Source organism: Marinibacterium sp. SX1, from assembly GCF_050389775.1.
GTDB lineage: Bacteria > Pseudomonadota > Alphaproteobacteria > Rhodobacterales > Rhodobacteraceae > Marinibacterium.
In genome coordinates, this window is record NZ_CP177144.1 from 546,258 (window position 1) to 565,477 (window position 19,220).

The 19,220-nt window shown below is 66.3% G+C and carries 18 protein-coding genes; 15 read left to right on the top strand and 3 right to left on the bottom strand.

Going from position 1 to position 19,220, the window contains the following annotated elements; all coding sequences use genetic code 11:
• Window positions 1-9: 9 nt before the first annotated feature.
• From ACK3BB_RS02490 to ACK3BB_RS02500, 3 genes are all read right to left on the bottom strand, one after another.
• Window positions 10-933 (bottom strand): proline racemase family protein, encoded by a 924-nt coding sequence (locus ACK3BB_RS02490; protein ID WP_428928806.1) that lies wholly within the window; start codon window positions 931-933, stop codon window positions 10-12.
• A gap of 23 nt (window positions 934-956) precedes the next feature.
• A complete protein-coding gene (locus ACK3BB_RS02495; RefSeq protein WP_428927152.1) occupies window positions 957-1,886 on the bottom strand; it encodes a dihydrodipicolinate synthase family protein in 930 nt (309 codons plus the stop codon).
• 179 nt (window positions 1,887-2,065) lie between these two features.
• Window positions 2,066-2,788: a GntR family transcriptional regulator gene (locus ACK3BB_RS02500; protein WP_428927153.1), complete on the bottom strand. Its 723-nt coding sequence runs from the start codon at window positions 2,786-2,788 to the stop codon at window positions 2,066-2,068.
• Window positions 2,789-3,052: 264 nt separating this feature from the next.
• Here ACK3BB_RS02500 and ACK3BB_RS02505 point away from each other — a divergent pair, with 264 nt between their 5' ends.
• The 15 genes from ACK3BB_RS02505 (at window position 3,053) to ACK3BB_RS02575 (ending at window position 19,219) form a co-directional block, all read left to right on the top strand.
• Window positions 3,053-4,039, top strand: coding sequence for a LacI family DNA-binding transcriptional regulator (locus ACK3BB_RS02505; protein ID WP_428927154.1), 987 nt, complete (start codon window positions 3,053-3,055; stop codon window positions 4,037-4,039).
• Window positions 4,040-4,108: 69 nt separating this feature from the next.
• On the top strand, window positions 4,109-5,425 hold the full coding sequence (locus ACK3BB_RS02510; RefSeq protein WP_428927155.1) for an ABC transporter substrate-binding protein: 1,317 nt from the start codon (window positions 4,109-4,111) through the stop codon (window positions 5,423-5,425).
• A 102-nt stretch (window positions 5,426-5,527) separates the two neighbouring features.
• Window positions 5,528-6,508, top strand: coding sequence for a carbohydrate ABC transporter permease (locus ACK3BB_RS02515; protein WP_428927156.1), 981 nt, complete (start codon window positions 5,528-5,530; stop codon window positions 6,506-6,508).
• Window positions 6,505-7,326 carry a carbohydrate ABC transporter permease gene (locus ACK3BB_RS02520; protein ID WP_428927157.1) on the top strand — a complete coding sequence of 274 codons (822 nt, stop codon included), beginning with the start codon at window positions 6,505-6,507 and terminating at the stop codon, window positions 7,324-7,326. Before ACK3BB_RS02515 ends, ACK3BB_RS02520 begins: the two co-directional genes overlap by 4 nt.
• Window positions 7,327-7,330: 4 nt before the next feature.
• Window positions 7,331-8,095, top strand: coding sequence for an SDR family NAD(P)-dependent oxidoreductase (locus tag ACK3BB_RS02525; protein ID WP_428927158.1), 765 nt, complete (start codon window positions 7,331-7,333; stop codon window positions 8,093-8,095).
• 23 nt (window positions 8,096-8,118) lie between these two features.
• The gene (locus ACK3BB_RS02530) at window positions 8,119-9,018 is read left to right on the top strand and encodes a sugar phosphate isomerase/epimerase family protein (RefSeq protein ID WP_428927159.1); all 900 of its coding nucleotides are present in this window, start codon (window positions 8,119-8,121) and stop codon (window positions 9,016-9,018) included.
• 1 nt (window position 9,019) lies between these two features.
• Window positions 9,020-10,111 carry an ABC transporter ATP-binding protein gene (locus ACK3BB_RS02535; protein WP_428927160.1) on the top strand — a complete coding sequence of 364 codons (1,092 nt, stop codon included), beginning with the start codon at window positions 9,020-9,022 and terminating at the stop codon, window positions 10,109-10,111.
• A 66-nt stretch (window positions 10,112-10,177) separates the two neighbouring features.
• Window positions 10,178-10,930 (top strand): SDR family NAD(P)-dependent oxidoreductase, encoded by a 753-nt coding sequence (locus ACK3BB_RS02540; protein WP_428927161.1) that lies wholly within the window; start codon window positions 10,178-10,180, stop codon window positions 10,928-10,930.
• 9 nt (window positions 10,931-10,939) lie between these two features.
• The gene (locus tag ACK3BB_RS02545; protein ID WP_428927162.1) at window positions 10,940-11,566 is read left to right on the top strand and encodes a nucleoside triphosphate hydrolase; all 627 of its coding nucleotides are present in this window, start codon (window positions 10,940-10,942) and stop codon (window positions 11,564-11,566) included.
• A 79-nt stretch (window positions 11,567-11,645) separates the two neighbouring features.
• Window positions 11,646-12,581 carry a transaldolase gene (gene tal, locus ACK3BB_RS02550; protein ID WP_428927163.1) on the top strand — a complete coding sequence of 312 codons (936 nt, stop codon included), beginning with the start codon at window positions 11,646-11,648 and terminating at the stop codon, window positions 12,579-12,581.
• Window positions 12,582-12,832: 251 nt separating this feature from the next.
• Window positions 12,833-13,417 (top strand): ANTAR domain-containing response regulator, encoded by a 585-nt coding sequence (locus tag ACK3BB_RS02555; RefSeq protein WP_428927164.1) that lies wholly within the window; start codon window positions 12,833-12,835, stop codon window positions 13,415-13,417.
• A complete protein-coding gene (locus ACK3BB_RS02560; RefSeq protein ID WP_428927165.1) occupies window positions 13,414-14,589 on the top strand; it encodes a CmpA/NrtA family ABC transporter substrate-binding protein in 1,176 nt (391 codons plus the stop codon). Before ACK3BB_RS02555 ends, ACK3BB_RS02560 begins: the two co-directional genes overlap by 4 nt.
• Before the next feature lie 291 nt (window positions 14,590-14,880).
• Window positions 14,881-16,248: a CmpA/NrtA family ABC transporter substrate-binding protein gene (locus ACK3BB_RS02565; RefSeq protein ID WP_428927166.1), complete on the top strand. Its 1,368-nt coding sequence runs from the start codon at window positions 14,881-14,883 to the stop codon at window positions 16,246-16,248.
• Between the two features lie 196 nt (window positions 16,249-16,444).
• Window positions 16,445-17,530, top strand: coding sequence for an ABC transporter permease (locus ACK3BB_RS02570; protein WP_428927167.1), 1,086 nt, complete (start codon window positions 16,445-16,447; stop codon window positions 17,528-17,530).
• A 6-nt stretch (window positions 17,531-17,536) separates the two neighbouring features.
• Entirely contained in the window at window positions 17,537-19,219 is a 1,683-nt protein-coding gene (locus tag ACK3BB_RS02575; RefSeq protein WP_428927168.1) for an ABC transporter ATP-binding protein, read from the top strand.
• Window position 19,220 lies beyond the last annotated feature (1 nt).

The window sequence follows — 19,220 nt, forward strand, 5'->3', positions numbered from 1 at the left end:
CGCGGGCGGTCAGAGGCGGATGCCGTCCCGGAAGGGATCGCCATCCTGAAAGATCAGCCGGCTTTCGGCCATCAGGTGGGCCTGGCCGGTGATGCGGGGGATCACGCCGCCCGCCGAGCGCCGGGTATAGGACAGGCGATAGGCCGAGCCGATCAGGCTTTCCTGCACGATTTCCTCGCCTTCACCCAGTTGGCCCGCCGCCGCCAGGCAGGCCAGCCGCGCCGAACAGCCGGTCCCGCAGGGCGAGCGGTCGTAGGCATCGTCGGGGCAGAGCACGAAGTTGCGCGACTGCATGCCCGGCGTGTCGGTCGGGCCATAGAACACCACGTGATCCACCACATGGCCCCCCGGCTTTTCGGCCAGCAGGGCCGTGCGCGTGGCCACGGCCACGTCGGTCAGCTGGCGGATGTTGGCGGGCACCACAGGCACCGGGCCGGGATCGGCCAGGAAGAACCAATTGCCGCCATAGGCGATGTCACCGGTCACCGGCCCCACCCCGGGCACGTCGATGGTCACCGCCTCGGCCACGCGGCGGGCCTCGATATTGGTCACCGTCACCGTGTTGGCATCATGCAGCTCGACGGTCACGACACCTGCCGGGGTCTCGATACGGTGGCGCCCAAGGCCGATGCGGCCCAGGTGGTGCAGCGTCACGGCCAGCCCGATGGTGCCATGGCCGCACATGCCTAGCACGGCCGCCACGTCAAAATAGATCACGCCGGTCACGCAGGTCGGATCGGTGGGCGGCACCATCAGCGCCCCCACCATGGCCACCTGCCCGCGCGGCTCCAGCATCACCGCGCGGTAGGTCTCGCGGTGGCGGTCGGCCAGCAGCGCCGCACGCTCGCTCAGCGGGCCGGAGCCCAGATCGGGGAACCCGTCGATGATCACCCGTGTCGGCTCTCCGCCGGTATGGCTGTCGATGACATGCATGGCCGTGACCCGATCGCCCCCGCTCACTTGGCCCAATCGGCATACCACGCCCGGAACTGGGCGTACTGGGTTTCGGCAAAGGCCGCCTGCGCCGGGGTCAGGGCGTCGGTTTCGTTGAAATGCAGGGTGTATTCGGTATCGCCGTTCAGCACCATGAGATGCTTGTAATAGAGCACCAGGTCGACACCCTCGTCGAAGGTCGACAGCACCATCAGAGCCTCTTCCAGCTCTTGCGCCTTGACCCGTGCGGCCACGTCGCCCTTGGCTGCCGCCTCGGACAGCGCGACCAGGTGCAGCACCTCGCGCGGCAGGGCATTGCCGATGCCGGTGATCGCGCCGGTGGCCCCGCAATTGACGAAACCGTGGTAAACCTGCGTGTCGACCCCGACCATCAGCGTCAGGTCGGGATTGCCCGAGGTGATGTTGGCCGCCGCATAGGACAGGTCATCCGCCCCGCCGAACTCCTTGAACCCGATCAGGTTGGGATAGGTCTTGCGCAACTCGAAGAACAGGTCGGCGCGGGTGGCAAAGCCGTAATAGGGGCTGTTGTAGATCACCGCCGGCAGGTCCGCCGCCGCGAGAATGGCCGAGAAATGCGCCTTTTGCGCCGCCATCGACGTGCCGCGCGACAGAACGCGGGGGATCACCATCAGCCCCTTGGCCCCGACCTTGGCCGCATGGGCCGCGATGCGCACGGCCGATGCCGTGTTGATCGCCCCGGTGCCCACGATGGTCGGCACGCCGGCCTCGACCAGCGCCTCGACCCCCTGCATGCGCTGCTCGTCCGTCAGCAGCGGCCAATCCCCCATCGAGCCGCAATAGACCACCGCCGACATGCCGGCATCCACCAGTTCGCGCCCCTTGCGCGCCAACGCCGCGAAATCGGGGGCGCGGTCGGCCGTGCAGGGGGTCATCAGGGCCGGGATGGTGCCGGTGAAGATACTGTCGCTCATGCGGATGTCCTTTTCCAAAACGATGGGCCGGCCGAAGGGGAGGTGTCGGGGATGACGGCCCGGCGGTGCCAGCATGTTGTCTGCATTCACGGCAAATATCATTTTGCCGACGCTCTGTCGACAAACAAAATTCAGAAAAGAAAATGGCCGCGCGAAGCGGCCATTCCGGGGTGCGTCGATCAGAGCGCGACGCGCGATGCGCTGCGCTTGTCGGCCGAGATATAGGATTGAATCTGCAGCACGATCTGGTCGGCATGAGCCACGGCCAGCGCGTCCGACCGGGCCACGTCGCGGTTGACGATGGCGTCGATCATGTCCTCGTGTTCGGTCACGTATTGGCGCGGCAGGTTGTCGTCGTAGGAATGGTAATACAGCCGCAGGATGCGCCGGCCCTCGTCCAGCAGGCGGGTGAACAGCCCCGTGTAATAGGGGTTGCGCCCGGCCTCGGCGATGGCCGCATGGAAATCGCGATTGGCTGCGATCATGCCCAGCACGTTGCGCTCTTCGACAAATGCGGCAAACCGGGCCTGGTGGGCGCGGATGACGGGAATGTCGTCGGCCACGTGGTTTTCCGCCGCCAGCCGGGTTGTCACCCGGTACATCAGCGTCAGCGCGTCAAAGAACGCGCCCATCTGCAGGAAGTCGATGTTGGACACGATCGTCGTGCGGTTGGTCAGCGTGGTCAGAAGCCCGTCGGCCGCCAGCCGCACCAGCGCCTCGCGGATCGGCGTGCGCGACATCGAAAACCGCTCGGACAGCTGGGTTTCGTCGATCGGGCTGCCGGGCGCGATCTTCAGCTCGATGATCTCGTTGCGCAGGATCTCGTAGACGTGGGTGACGCCACTTCCCCGTTTGATCGCCGGCTGCGATGCCGCATTTGAACCTTGGGCTGCTTTGGCCATGCTGTCTCTCTTCGTGGGATCGGACGGGACCACATTGTAAGAACTTTCTCCCCGCATCCAGAATATTCGCAGTATCCATTTTGTCGACACCAAAGATATTGTCGGACCAATGGGGTTTTGCGGGGCCCGGCGGGCCCGCCTGGCAGGTAAAATGGAATCAGGTTGACATTCGGTCAGGTGATTCATAAAACGATTTACGTAAAACGATTAAAGTTTGCATCAGAGGCCTCACCGGAGGCCGGACCAGTTCTTTGGGAGGGGAATGTGGCCGTCACGATCAAGCAAGTCGCCGAATATGCCGGCGTGTCGGCCGCCACCGTGTCCAACGTGCTCAGCGATTCCAAATCGGTGCGCGAAGAGTCGCGGCGCAAGGTGATGGCCGCGGTCAAGGCATTGAACTACAAGGCCAATCCGGCGGCCTCGCTGCTGCGCTCGGGCCGGTCCAACGTGATCGGCGCCGTGGTGCCCAACCTGCAGAACCCGTTCTTCGCCGCCATGCTGGCCGCCATCGAACGCCATTGCGGCGATGACGGGTACGAGCTGATCGTGGCCTCGTCCAACGACAATGAAACAACCGAAACCGCGCGCATCCGCTCGCTGCTGACCTGGCGGCCGGCCGGGCTGTTCGTCGTACCCTGCAGCCGCAACTTTCCCAGCCTCGACCTGGTGACCGGGGCCGATGTGCCGCTGGTCCTGGCCGACCGGGCGGCCAGCCAGCGCGGGGCGGATTTCGTCGAGATCGACAACCGGCTGGCCGGGCGCATGACGGCGGAAAAGCTCAGGGAACTGGGCCATTCCCGCGTCGCGGCCTTTGCGCCATCCTTCGATGTCGACAACATCCGCGAGCGGCTGGCCGGGCTGACCGAAACCCTGGGCACACCCCTGCGCCAGATCGCCATCGGGCGCGAACAGGACCGGCTGGACGTGGCCGATGTCGCCGCCCTGTGGGAAGACGATTGCACCGCCGCCGTGGCGCTGACCAACTCGGCTACGCTGATGGCCCTGGCCGCCCTGCGCCACCTGGGCCGCACGGTGCCCGACGACGTGTCGCTGATCGGTTTCGACGATTACGATTGGATGGCCGTCGCCGCCCCGTCGATCACCGCCATCCGGCAACCTGTCCGCGAAATGGCCCAGGTGGCCTGGGACAGCCTGCGCAAGCGCATCAAGGGCGGCGCCGCACTGAACACCCATACCATGCATCAGCCCGAGCTGATCATCCGCGAATCCACCGCGCCTGCCTCGCGTTGAGGTCGGCCCGTACCACCGGGGGGCCTGCCCCTCATTTTTTTGGGAGGAAATATGAAACGATTTACGCAAATGGCGATCGGTACGGCCCTGACGGCCTGTTCCGCCACCGCCCTGATGGCCCAGGATGTCGACTGGACGTCGGAACTGGGCAGCCACGAGGGCACCGATCTGGTGATTTCTACCATCACCGACCCGTTCATCGATTCGATGAAATCCACCGTGCCGGGCTTTACCGAGCTGACCGGGGCCGGCGTGGCCGTCGACGGCTTTGGCTATGACGCGCTGCACGACCGCCAGCTGCTGGGCTGTTCCCAGCGCGACGGCAGCACCGACGTGCTGGTCATCGACGGCATCTGGATGGGCGAATTCGTCGAGGCCGGCTGCCTCGAACCGCTCGACGCGCGGATGGCCGAGGTCGAGGACAGCTTTGCCTGGGACGATTTCGTGGCCGACGGCGCGGCCCAGGCCAGCTGGGACGGCACGCGCTATTGCGCGCCGATCGGCATCTATTACGGCCTGCTGTTCTATCGCACCGACCTGTTCGAAGCGGCCGGGATGAAGGTGCCCGAAACCTTCGAAGAGCTGAAACAGGCTGCCGATTTCTTCACCGACAACCCGGATTTCCCGGATGTCTACGGCTATGCGATGAACAACCAGCGCGGCGCGGCGGCCGGGCAGCAATATTTCGAATGGGCCTTTTCGGCCGGCGTGTCGCCCTGGGCGTCCAACACCGTGGGGGCCAAAGACCCCTATGCCGACCTGACCCCGACGATGAACAACGAAGGCTCGGTGGCCCTGGTCCAGTTCTTCAAGGACATGACGTCCTATGGCCCGCCGGGCGTCGAAAGCTATGCCTGGGACGAACGGGCGACGGGCTTTGCCAACGGGTCGCTGGCCATGATCAACGACTGGTCGGTGCGCGCCCAGATCGCCAATGACCCGGCCACCAGCCAGATCGCCGGCAAGTTCGCCGCCGCGCTGATGCCCCATGCCGAGGGCGCCGACACGATTTCGCCCGTCGGCGGCTGGGTGATGTGCATGAACGCCCATTCCGAGCAGAAGGACGCGGCCTGGGACCTGATCCGCTGGTTCTCCAGCCCCGGGGCCCACAAGGAATTCGTCCTGGACGGCGGCCCGCCCAGCCGGGTGTCGGCCATGGAAGACGCCGACATCCAGGCCAAGTGGCCCTGGACCGTGCAGCTGAACGAGGCCCGCCAGACCGCCTGGTCCGAAGGCCGGCCGCGCCATGCGCTGACCTTCCAGCTGATCGACGAGACCGGGATCGAGGTGAACCGGGCGATCATCGGCGAGAAGTCCCCGCAAGAGGCCATGGATGACGCCAATGCCCAGGCGCAAAAGATGCTGGCCCGCGGCGGCTTGCTCTGACCTCGACCGGCTGACCGGCCGACGCGACCGGCGGGGCCGCTCCCCGTGCCCCGCCGGCCTGATCCCGACATCCCCGACGACACGACTTTCAAGGAGAGCCCCATGTCTCTCGGCAATGCCAGCCAGCCCATGGATGGCCAGGATAGCGCCACCCCCCGCGCGCCCGACGGCCCCGCCCGCGAGGCGATGCGCCCGGGCCGCAAACGCTGGTGGTCGCGCGACAGCGTGCAGGAACCGGCCTTCCTGTGGCCTTCGCTGCTGTTCCTGCTGTGCCTGACCCTGTTTCCCTTTGTCTACTCGGTCTGGCTCAGCCTGCATTACGTGCGCCTGACCCGGCTGGACAACAAGGTCTTTGCCGGCGTCCAGAACTACCTCGATCTCTTCGCCGACGAGATCTTCATGAGCGCCATCCGCAACACCCTGATGCTGGCCGGGGCGACCCTGACCATCGAGCTGATCCTGGGTTTTGCCATTGCCAAGGTGTTCTATGAACTGGCGCACCGGCCCTGGGTCAATTCCCTGCGCTCGGCCTACCTGGTGCCCATGATGGTCACCCCGATCACCATCGGCGTCATCGCCAATTACGTCATGAACCCCCAGCTGGGCATCCTGAACCAGATGCTGGGCTCGCTGGGCATCGACCCGGTGGCCTGGTTCGGCGATCCGCTGATGGCCAAGCTGTCGATCCTGCTGATCAACGTCTGGCAATGGACGCCCTTCGTCGCCGTCCTGCTGCTGGCCGGGTTGATGTCGATCCGCCACGACGTGCTTGAAGCCGCCCGGGTCGACGGCGCCCGCTGGTATCACATCATGGCCTATATCGAGATCCCGTCGATCCTGCCCATCGCGCTGCTGGCCGTGATCCTGCGCCTGATCGAGATCCTGCGCTTCTTCGACATCGTCTACATCACCACCCGGGGCGGGCCGAGCGATGCGACCATGGTCATGACCCTGTTCACCTACCAGCAGGATTTCCAGTACTTCCAGGTCGGGCTGGGATCGGCCTCGGCCGTCATCATCCTGGCCATGTCCATCGTCATCACGACCTTCGCCGTGGCCCTCCTGCGGAGGATCGAACAATGAGACGCGCCGCGTGGAAAGACGGCCTGCTGATCCTGGTGGCGCTCGGCGTGACCTTCCTGTCGCTGGCCCCGCTGCTGTGGATGTTCCTCGGCGCCTTCAAGACCACGGCCGAGATGATCGCCGTGCCGCCGGTCTGGGCCGTGGATTTCAGCTATCTCCAGAACTTCCGCGATCTCTTTGCCGAGTTCTGGCCGAACATGCGCAATTCGCTGATCGTGACCCTGGGCACCACGGCGCTGGCCCTGGTTCTGGCCCTGCCCGTGGCCTTTGCCCTGGTCAATTTCCAGCTCAAGCGCCGCAATTTCCTGGCCGACTGGATCCTGTCGACCCGGATGATGCCACCCATCGCCGCTGCCGTGCCGCTGTTCATCATCTTCAACGGCTTCGGCATCCTCGACAGCATCCCGGCCCTGATCATCGCCTATGCCGGGTTCAACATGCCCTTTGCCATCTGGGTGTCGATGTCCTTCCTCAAGCAGGTGCCCCGTGAGCTGATCGAGGCCGCCCGGCTGGAAGGCTGTTCCTGGTTCCAGATCCTGACCCTGATCGCCCTGCCGCTCAGCCTGTCTGGCATCGCCGTGGTGGCCACCTTCGTCTTCATCTTTGCCTGGAACGAATTCCTGCTGGCCCTGTTCCTCAGCGGCGGCAGCTCGCGGACCTTCCCGGTGACCATCTCGTCCTTCATCGGGACCGGGCGGATCTACTGGGAATACATCGCCGCGGCGACCGTCGTGCAATGCGTTCCTCCCATCATCTTCGCCTTTGCCATGCAGCGCCACATCGTGTCGGGCATGACCATGGGCGCCGTAAAGGACTGATCTCATGACACTTTCCATCAAGGACCCGGGCGCTGTCCTGATCACCGGCGCCGCGCGCGGGATCGGGGCGGCCATTGCCGAACGCTTCGGCGCCGATGGCTATCACGTCATCCTCAGCGATCTCGACCGCCAGCGCGCCGAGGCCGACACCGTCGTGGCCGCGATCCGCGACGCCGGCGGCCGCGCCGATTTCCTGCCCGGTGACGTGGGCGATCATGCCTCGATCAAGACGCTGGTGGCCGAGGCCATCGCGCTTGCCGGCCAAATCCGCGTGCTGGTCTCGAATGCCGGCGTGCTGTCGGTCTCGTCGGTCGACGACCTGTCCCCCGAGGAATGGGACCGGATGTATCACGTCAACATGCGCGGCACGTTCCTGGTCGCGCAGGCCATGCTGCCGCACCTGCGCCAGCAGGATCGGGCGCGGATCATCAACATGGCCTCGGTCGGCGGCAAGCGCGGGGCGCCGGGCCAGATCCACTATTGCTCGTCCAAGGCCGCGGTCATCAGCTTTACCCAGATCCTGGCCGAAGAGGTCGCCGCCGACGGCATCACCGTCAACGCGATCTGCCCGGGGATCATCGACACCGAGATGGGGCGCAACAATTACCGCACCCCCGAAGACCTGGCCGCCGTGCATGCCAAGACCGCGCTGAAGCGGCTGGGCTATCCGCGCGACGTGGCCGGACCGGTGGCCTTCCTGGCCTCGGACGACGCGGCTTTCATCACCGGCCAGGCGATCAACGTCTGCGGCGGCATCCTCTTTCACTGACCTCCTGAAGAAACGGTAACATCATGAACAAGCTTGGTTTGCACGCGAATGTCTGGGTCGCCGGCTGGAGCGAGGACGAAGCGGCCCTGGCCATCGCCAAGACCGCCGAGACCGGGTTCGACCTGATCGAGATCCCGGCGCTGGATGCCGGGCGGCTGCGCCCCGCCGAGACCCGCAAGCGGCTGGATGCCGCGGGCATCGGCTGTACCCTGTCACTGGGGCTGGACGCCGGCACCGACATCTCGTCGGGCGATCCGGCCCTGATGAAGGCCGGCGAGGACAAGCTGCGCACCACCCTGTCGGTCGCCCGCGACCTGGGCGCGACCCATGTCTGCGGCATTCTCTACAGCGCCTTCCAGAAGTACTTCGAGCCGCCCACCCAGGCCGGCATCGAAGCCTCGGCCGAGGTCATGTCCCGGGTCGCGGGCTATGCGGCCGAAAACGGCATCACCCTGGGCATGGAAGTGGTCAACCGCTACGAATCCAACGTGCTGAACACCGCGGCCCAGGCCGTGGCCTATTGCCGGATGGTCGATGCGCCCAACGTCAAGGTGCATCTCGACGCCTACCACATGCATATCGAAGAGCCGAACCCCGTCGAGGCGATCCGGGCGACCGGGGCCGACCTGGGCTATTTCCACACCGGCGAGAGCCATCGGGGCTACATCGGCTCGGGCTCGATCGACCATGCCGGCCTGTTCCGCGCCCTGGTCGAAAGCGGCTATGACGGGCCGATCACCTACGAATCCTTCTCGTCCGAGGTTGTCGGCCAGCCGCTGACCGGCATCCTGGGCATCTGGCGCAACACCTGGACCGATGGCGAGGACCTGGCCCGCCATGCCCTGGGTTTCACCCATGCCCAGCTCAAGGCCGCGCGGGAAACCGTGCAGCGCAGCTCGGGCTTCACCGAAATGGAGGTCTGAGATGGGGGCGATCAAGCTCGACAATGTCCGCAAGTCCTTTGGCCAGGTCGATGTCATCAAGGGCATCGACCTCGACATCGCCGATGGCGAATTCGTCGTCTTCGTCGGGCCGTCGGGCTGTGGCAAATCCACCCTGCTGCGGCTGATCGCCGGGCTGGAGGACATCACCCGGGGCAGCATCTCGATCGACGGCGAACGGGTCGACACCAAGGAACCGGCCGACCGCCACATTGCCATGGTGTTCCAGTCCTACGCGCTCTACCCGCACATGTCGGTGCGGCGGAACATCGGCTTCGGGCTCAAGATCGCCGGGTTTCCCAAGGCCCAGGTCGAGGCCAAGATCGAGGAAGCCGCCCGCCTGCTGGAACTGACCCCGCTGCTGGATCGCCGCCCGCGCGACCTGTCGGGCGGCCAGCGCCAGCGCGTGGCCATCGGCCGGGCCATCGTGCGCTCGCCCTCGGCCTTTCTCTTCGACGAGCCGCTGTCCAACCTCGATGCCGCGTTGCGCGTGCAGATGCGCATGGAGATCATCGCCCTGCACGACCAGCTGCGGCGCACGATGATCTACGTGACCCATGACCAGGTCGAGGCCATGACCATGGCCGACCGGATCGTCGTGCTGAACGGTGGCAAGGTCGAGCAATTCGACACGCCGGTGGCGCTCTATGATCATCCGGCCAACCGTTTCGTCGCCGGGTTCATCGGCAGCCCGCGGATGAACTTCCTCGACATCGAACGGGCCGAGGGCAACCGGCTGTGGCTGGAAGGCGGGCTGGAGATCACCCTGCCCGACCGCAGCGCCGCCGATTGCACCCGGGCCCGGACGCTGGGCATCCGGCCCGAGCATTTCACCCACAGCGCCACCGGCGGGGCCTGGCAGGGCAAGGTCGTGGTGACCGAACAGCTGGGCAGCGATGCCTACCTGCATGTCGCCCTGCCCGGCAGGCGCGAGCACATCGTGCTGCGCGGGGTGGGCGAGCGCGATTTCCGCCGGGGCGATGCCATCGGGCTGACCCCCCAGCCCGGCCTGTGCCACCTGTTCGACGACGCCGGCACGACGATCCGCAATATCCCGTTGCGCGGCGCGGCCTGACCGGCCCGCCGCCCCTCTCGGCGCGGCCCCGCGGGGCCGTGCGACAGCAAGGAACCGACCATGTACATGTCGAAACTCTCCCTTTCCGGCCGGCGGGCGCTTGTCACCGGGGCGGCCCGGGGCATCGGGCTGGCCTGCGCCGAGGCCCTGGCCGAGGCCGGGGCCCACGTGATCCTGGCCGATCTCGATGGCCAGGCCGCGACCCGGGCGGCCGAAACCCTGGCCGCGCAGGGCCATGACACCGGCGCCATGGCCCTCGACGTGACCGACAGCGCGGCCGTCGATGCCGCGGCCGAAGCGGCCGGCGTGCTGGACGTGCTGGTGGCCAATGCCGGGGTCGGCCGCCTGCCCACCCCCGTCGAGGACATCACCGACGATGACTGGCTGGCCGTGCACCGGGTCAACCTGGATGGCGTGTTCTATTGCAACCGGGCCTTTGGCCGGCGGATGCTGGACCGCGGGCGCGGGGCGATCGTCAATATCGGCTCGATGTCGGGGCTGATCGTCAACCGGCCCCAGGGCCAGGCCCATTACAACAGTTCGAAGGCCGCCGTGCACCACCTGACCAAGTCCTTCGCCGCCGAATGGGCCGGGCGCGGGCTGCGCGTCAATGCCGTCGCCCCGACCTATATCGAAACGCCCCTGACCGCCGTGGCCCACGAGAACGGCATGGCCGCGATCTGGACCCGCGACACCCCGATGGGCCGCTTCGGCCAGGTCGACGAGGTGGCCTCGGTCGTGCATTTCCTGGCCAGCGATGCGGCCAGCCTGATGACCGGGGCCGTCGTTGTGGTCGATGGCGGGCTGACTTGCTGGTAGGATCGCGCCATGACCATCCAGACCGACCACGCCAGCCTCGTCGACCGGCTTCTTGCCCTGTCGCAATACGACACCCGCGTCTTCGTCGCGATCACCGGCGCGCCGGGCTCGGGCAAGAGCACCCTGGCCGAGGCCCTTCTGGCCGGGATCGAGGCCCGGCTGCCCGGGCATGCGGCCATCCTGCCGATGGACGGGTTCCATTACGACGACGGCCTGCTGTCCGCCCGTGGCTGGCTGGCCCGCAAGGGCGCGCCGCATACCTTCGATGCCGACGGGCTGGCCGCCACGATCGACCGGCTGGCCCCGGGAGACCGGCCGGTGGCCGTGCCGGTCTTTGACCGCGCGCTGGAAATCTCGCGGGCCGGGGCGCGGATCATCGCGCCCGAGGTCCGGCTGATCCTGGTCGAGGGCAATTACCTGCTGCTCGACGATCCGGCCTGGGCACCGTTGCGCGACCGCTTCGACCTGTCGGTCTTCCTCGACGTGCCCCTTGAAACCCTGCGCGCAAGGCTGGAAGAGCGGTGGAAGACGTTGAACCCGGAGGACGCTCGGGCCAAGGTCGAGGAGAACGACCTGCCCAACGCCCGGCTGGTGGTCGGCCAGAGCGTGCCCGCGGATCTTGTCCTGCGCGCCTGACCGGCCCCTTCCGGCCCGACCGCCTTCGGTGCAGACAGGCACCGGACCCGCACCGATACAGACCAGGAACTGGAACGACATGAGCATTTTGAACCAACTGAGAGCCATGACCGTCGTCGTGGCCGACACCGGCGAAGTGGCCTCCGTGAAACGGCTGAAGCCGGTCGATTGCACAACCAACCCGTCGCTGGTTCTGGCCGCGCTGGCCGATCCGGCCTCGGAAGAGCTGATCGCTCGCGAGATCGAGGCCGGCAAGGCCGCCGGTCTGTCGGCCGAAAAGATGGTGGCCACCCTGACCGTGGCCACCGGGGCCGAGCTGACCCGGCTGGTGCCGGGCCGGGTGTCGACCGAGGTTGACGCCAACCTGTCCTTCGACACCGATGCCTCGGTCGCCCGGGCCCGCGAGATCATCGCCGATTACGACCGGCGGGGCATTGCCAAGGATCGCATCCTGATCAAGCTGGCCTCGACCTGGGAAGGCATCCGCGCGGCGGAAATCCTGCAGGGCGAGGGCATCGACTGCAACCTGACCCTGCTGTTCTCGATGGCCCAGGCCGTCGCCTGCGCCGATGCCGGGGCGTTCCTGATCTCGCCCTTCGTCGGCCGGATCACCGATTGGTACAAGAAGGCCGAGGGCGTCGACAGCTACCTGCCCGACGAGGATCCGGGCGTGAAATCGGTCCGCCGGATCTACGATTACTACAAGTCGAACGGCATCGGCACGGTGGTCATGGGCGCGTCCTTCCGCAACACCGACCAGATCAAGGCCCTGGCCGGCTGCGACAACCTGACGATCTCGCCCAAGCTGCTCGACGCGCTGGATGCCGAGACCGGCGATCTGCCCCGCGTGCTGTCGCCCGAAGCGGCCAGCGGCGTGGCGCCGGTGACAATGGACGAGGCGAGCTTCCGCTGGGAGATGAACGCCGATGCCATGGCCACCGAGAAACTGGCCGAGGGCATCCGCAATTTCGATGCCGATCACAAGAAACTGATCGACCTGGTCGCCCAGCGCTGAACGGGGGCCGATCCGGCGCCGTTCGGGCCCGGATCGCCACGGGGATGCACCGGACCGGCGCCCGCGCCCGGTCCGGCACCCGGATCGGGGCGGGCGATGCGCTCGCGCCGCCCCGACCATGGTGCCGGCGCCCGCCAAACGGGCATTGACCGCCGGGCGCGCTTCGATTTTCATCCGCCCCGCCGGTTCCGCCCCGGCATCCGCCCAATGGCCATTCCCCCGCGGGCCCCGGCCTGCCATGTGACAACGAAATGCAGAAACCCCTTTCCATCGTCGTGGTCGAACAGGACCGGGATCGCGCGCTGCTCATCGTCGACAGCCTGCGCGACTCGGGCCCGCACGAGATCTTCGTGGTCTCCGAGGAAAGCGCGCTGGCCCGGCGCATCAAGGAACGCAATCCCGACATCGTGCTGGTCGACATGGCCAGCCCCTCGCGCGACATGCTCGAAGAGCTGACCCTGGCCTCGGGGGCGACCGAACGGCCGGTGGCCATGTTCGTCGACCAGTCCGACGACGGGCTGACCAAGGCCGCGATCGAGGCCGGGGTGTCGGCCTATGTCGTCGACGGGCTGCGGCCCGAACGCATCAAGCCGATCATGGATGCGGCGATCACCCGGTTCCACATGTTCCAGCGCATGCGCACCGAACTGGCCGCAACCAAGAAGGCGCTGGAGGAACGCAAGGTGATCGACCGGGCCAAGGGCATCCTGATGAAGGCCCGCAAGATCGACGAGGACGAGGCCTATGCGCTGATGCGCAAGACGGCCATGACCCAGGGCCGCAAGATGGTCGACGTGGCCGAGGCCATCGTGACAGCGGCAGGGCTGCTGTCATGAGCACGACGGAACTGAAGGCCGGGTTCATCCCGCTGGTTGATGCCGCGCCGCTGGTTGTCGCCCGCGAGTTGGGCTTTGCCGAGGAAGAAGGCCTGGACCTGCGGCTGGACCGTGCGCCCAGCTGGTCGACCCTGCGCGACTGGGTGGCCATGGGCCAGATCGACGCCGCCCACATGTTGTCACCCGTGCCGGTGGCCGCCGCGCTGGGGCTGGGCGGCATTGCCGTGCGGCTCAACGCCCTGTCGGTCCTGTCGGTCAACGGCAATGTCATCGGCGTGTCGAACGCCCTGGCCGACAAGATGCGCGCGGCCGGACACCGGTTCGATTTCGAAGACCCCCGCGCTGCCGGCCCGGCCCTGATGGCCGCCGTCGACGGCCGGCTGCGCATCGGCGTGCCCTTCCCCTTCTCGATGCATGCCGAGCTGCTCTATTACTGGCTGGGCGCCATCGGCCTGCCCGCGCCCCAGGGCCTGGACGTGCGCACCATCCCGCCGCCGCTGATGGCCCAGGCCATGGCCCGGGGCGAGATCGACGCCTTCTGCGTTGGTGAGCCCTGGGGTTCGATCGCCGTCGAGAACAACATCGGCACCCTGCTGCTGCCCGGCCGGGCGATCTGGGCCCGGGCGCCGGAAAAGGTGCTGGCCGTGCGCGAGACCTGGGCCGACGAACAGCCCGACCTGGCCCATCGCCTGGTCCGCGCGCTGTGGACCGCCGGGCGCTGGCTGGGCGAACCGGCCAACCAGGCCACGGCCTCGGAAATCCTGTCGCGGGCCGAGTATCTCGACATCAGCGCCGAGCTGCTGGAACGGTCGCTGTCGGGCCGCATGGTCATCTCGCCCCAGGGCGACCTGCGCCGCTGCGACGACATGATCGCCTTTCACGCCGGTGCGGCCGGGTTCCCCTGGCGCAGCCAGGCCGCCTGGATCGCCGAACGGCTGGCCGCCCGCACCGGGCTGGACCGCGTCCAGGCTCGTGCTGCAGCGCAGGTATTCCGCGCCGATATCTACCGCCGGGCCCTGGCCCCGCTGCATGTCGACCTGCCCGGCGCGTCGGAAAAGCTGGAAGGTGCAATTACCGTGCCGACCGAGGTCGCCTCGGCCTCCGGCACCCTGATTCTGGCCCCCGATCCGTTCTTTGACGGCCATATTTTTGATCCTTCGGCCGATAGCTGACCCGTTTTTGTGCAAGCTTCAGGCAGCCTCCCGGGCAAATCGTTTGAATTTGCGCTAATTAACCCCTCCACCTCTGTTTCTCTTGCATCCTTGTCTGCAGTGCAGCAATAAAGAGGTGCGCGGTCGAACAATGGCGTTCCCGCATAACTCTTCCCCAATGACGTGGGTTTCGAGCAAAGCTGCTTGATCCGTTTCGTGTCACGCTCCCTGCGTGTCCGTTCGGCTCGGCGGCTTTTTTTGTTTTCTGCCTCGCCTCCTCTCTAGCCCGGGGCCAGACCGAAGGACCAGATCATGAAGACCACACTCACTGCCCTGCTTGCCACCACCGTCCTTGCCCTGCCGGCCAATGCCGACTGGCTGGATGTCGAGAAGGACGAACTGAAATTCGGCTTCATCAAGCTGACCGACATGGCCCCGCTCGCCGTGGCCTATGAAAACGGCTATTTCGAGGACGAAGGCCTGTTCGTCACGCTCGAAGCCCAGGCCAACTGGAAAGTGCTGCTGGACGGCGTGATCGACGGCCAGCTCGACGGCGCCCACATGCTGGCCGGCCAGCCGCTGGCGGCCACCATCGGCTTTGGCACCGAGGCCCACATCATCACGCCCTTCTCGATGGACCTGAACGGCAACGGCATCACCGTGTCGAACGAGATCTGGGAACAGATGAAGCCCAACATCCCGACCAATGCCGACGGCCTGCCCCAGCACCCGATCTCGGCCTCGGCCCTCAAGCCCGTCGTCGAGGATTACAAGGACCAGGGCAAGCCGTTCAACATGGGCATGGTCTTCCCGGTTTCGACCCACAATTACGAACTGCGCTACTGGCTGGCCGCCGGCGGGCTGCACCCGGGCTTCTACAGCCCCGAGAACATCACCGGCCAGATCGGCGCCGACGTGCTGCTGTCGGTGACCCCCCCGCCGCAGATGCCCGCCACGCTCGAAGCCGGCACGATCTATGGCTATTGCGTCGGTGAGCCGTGGAACCAGCAGGCCGTGTTCAAGGGCATCGGCGTGCCGGTGATCACCGATTACGAGCTGTGGAAGAACAACCCCGAGAAGGTCTTTGGCATCACCGCCGAATTCGCCGAGGAATACCCCAACACCACGCTGGCCATCGTCAAGGCGCTGATCCGCGCAGCGATCTGGCTGGACGAGAACGACAACGCCAACCGCGAGGAAGCGGTCGAGATCCTGGCCCGGTCGGAATATGTCGGCGCCGATGCCGAGGTGATCGCCAACTCGATGACCGGCACGTTCGAATACGAAAAGGGTGACACGCGCGAAGTACCTGATTTCAATGTGTTCTTCCGCTACAACGCCACCTATCCGTTCTATTCGGACGCCGTCTGGTACCTGACCCAGATGCGCCGCTGGGGCCAGATCCCCGAGGCCAAGACCGACAGCTGGTACGACGAGGTGGCCAAGTCGGTCTACAAGCCGGAAATCTACCTGGAAGCCGCGCGGCTGGTGATCGAGGACGGCTATGCCTCGGAAGAGGATTTCCCCTTCGACAGCGACGGCTACAAGGCGCCGACCCCGGCCGAGGACATCATCGACGGCATCGCCTTCGACGGCAAGACGCCCAACGCCTATCTCGACAGCCTGCCGATCGGCCTGAAAGGCGAGCAGAAGGTCGTGGGCAACGACGTCCAGGGCTGATCCGGGCCGGCGGGGCCCGATCCGGGATGGGTGCGCGCACCCATCCTACCCCGCCTGACCCGACCCGCGGGTGCCGCCGCCAACCCCGGCGCCCGGACTTCCCCGAAGACCGACCATCCACGGGATGGCGGGCGGGGCGATGCGCCAGCAGGCGCGAGCGTCGTCCAGCCATCCCGACCAACCGGAGCGAAGAGCCATGACCGCCACCGACCCCGACACGCTAGCCCAGGACGCCGCAGCCGAGGCCCGGCGCGCCCGGCGCTTCAACCGCATCAACAAGGCCGACGCCTGGTTCCAGGTCCTGGGCCTGGCCTGGATGACCCCGCTTCTCAAGGCCGCCGCCGGCGACAACCCCCAAGCCCAGATGAAAGAAGTCTGGCGCCTGCTGGGCGTGCCCGTCATTGCCATCGTTGCCTTCCTGATCGCCTGGGGCGCCCTTGCCCCGACGGTCCAGACCTCGCTGGGCGCCATCCCCGGGCCGGCCCAGGTCTGGGAACAGGTGATCAACCTCAACGAGGACGCCGCCCGCGAGCGCGACAAGCGCGCCGCCTTCTACGAACGCCAGGACGAGCGCAACGCCCGCTATGAAGAGGCCGGCGAGACCGACCGCATCAAGTGGCGCGAATACACCGGCGCGCCGACCTACTACCAGCAGATCTGGACCTCGATCAAAACCGTCTTCTTCGGCTTCCTGCTGGCCACGATCGTTGCCGTGCCCCTGGGTATCCTGGGCGGCCTGTCGGCCACGGCCAATGCCGCGATGAACCCGCTGATCCAGATCTTCAAGCCGGTCTCGCCCCTGGCCTGGCTGCCCATCGTCACCATGGTCGTCTCGGCCACCTACACCGTCGACGACGGCTGGTTCTCGAAATCCTTCCTGACCTCGGCCATCACGGTGACGCTCTGCTCGCTCTGGCCGACGCTGATCAACACCGCGCTCGGCGTGGCCTCGATCGACAAGGACCTCGTCAACGTGTCCAAGGTCCTCAAGATGGGCACCTGGACCAAGATCACCAAGCTGGTCCTGCCCTCGGCCCTGCCGCTGATCTTCACCGGTCTGCGCCTGTCGCTCGGCGTCGGCTGGATGGTCCTGATCGCCGCCGAAATGCTGGCGCAGAACCCCGGCCTGGGCAAGTTCGTCTGGGACGAATTCCAGAACGGCTCGTCCTCGTCGCTCGCCAAGATCATGGTCGCGGTCTTCACCATCGGCATCATCGGCTTCCTTCTCGACCGCATGATGTTCGCGATCCAGTCGCTCTTCACCTTCACCAACAACCGGTAAGGTCCCATGGCTGTCATCGAATTTTCCAACGTTTCCAAGAGCTTCGGCGAGGGCACCGCCCGCACCGACGTGCTCAAGAACATCGATCTCAAAGTGGAAGAAGGCGAGTTCCTCGTGCTGCTCGGCTTCTCCGGCACCGGCAAGACCACGCTGATCAACCTGATGGCGGGCCTCGAAACGCCCACCAAGGGCAGCGTGACCTTCAAGGGCAAGCCCATCGACGGCCCCGGCCGTGAACGCGGGGTGATCTTCCAGAACTATTCGCTGATGCCCTGGCTCACGGTCAACGGCAACGTCATGCTGGCCGTTGATACCGTCTTCCCGAACCTGCCCAGGAAGGAAAAGGAAGAAAAGGTCGCCCATTACGTCAAGATGGTGGGCCTGGGCCATGCCACGACGCGGCGCCCGGCCGAACTGTCGGGCGGCATGCGCCAGCGGGTCAACGTGGCCCGGGCGCTGGCCATGGACCCCGAGGTGCTGCTGCTGGATGAACCGCTCTCGGCGCTCGACGCGCTGACCCGGGCCAACCTGGCCGACGAGATCGAAGGCATCTGGGACGCCGACAAGAAGACCTGTGTCCTGATCACCAACGATGTCGACGAGGCCATCCTGCTGGCCGACCGGATCATCGCCCTGAACCCCGACGGAACGCTGGGCGAGGAATTCCCGGTGACCATCCCGCGTCCGCGCGACCGGGGCGAGATGAACCACGACGAGGGCTTCAAGACCCTGCGCGCGGCGGTCACCAACTATCTGATGGACGTGGGCATCCAGGCCAAGGCCGAGGGCACGCGCAACCTGCCCGATGTCACGCCGATCCATTCGGTGCCGGCGGCCGTGGCCAAGGCCCAGGAAGGCCTGATCGACGACCGCTACCTGACCTTCTCGCAGCTGCACAAGATCTACCCGACGCCCAAGGGCCCGCTGACCGTGGTCGAGGATTTCAACCTGAAACTCGACCGGGGCGAGTTCATCTCGCTGATCGGCCATTCGGGCTGCGGCAAGTCGACCGTGCTGACCATGGCCGCCGGGCTGAACGACATCTCGAAAGGTGTCATCAAGCTGGACGGCTACGAAGTGCGCGGGGCCGACCCGGAACGCGCCGTGGTCTTCCAGTCGCCCTCGCTGTTCCCCTGGCTGTCGGCCAAGGAGAACGTCGCCATCGGCGTCGACAAGGTCTATCCCAAGGCCAGCCAGGCCGAACGCCAGGACGTGGTGGAATATTACCTCGAACGCGTGGGCCTCGGCGACAGCATGGACAAGTCGGCGGCCGATCTGTCGAACGGCATGAAACAGCGCGTGGGCATCGCCCGGGCCTTTGCCCTGTCGCCCAAGCTGCTGCTGCTCGATGAACCCTTCGGCATGCTCGACAGCCTGACGCGCTGGGAATTGCAGGAAGTGCTGATGGAAGTCTGGTCGCGCACCAAGGTCACGGCCATCTGCGTCACCCATGATGTCGACGAAGCCATCCTGCTGGCCGACCGGGTGGTCATGATGACCAATGGCCCGCAGGCCACGATCGGCAAGATCGTCGATGTCGACCTGCCCCGCCCGCGCACGCGCAAGGCCCTGCTCGAACACCCCGATTACTACCTCTACCGCGAGCAGGTGCTGAACTTCCTCGAGGAATACGAGCACGGCGCCAAGCCCAAGCCGAAACCCCAGCCCAAGGCCATTGCAGCGGAGTAAG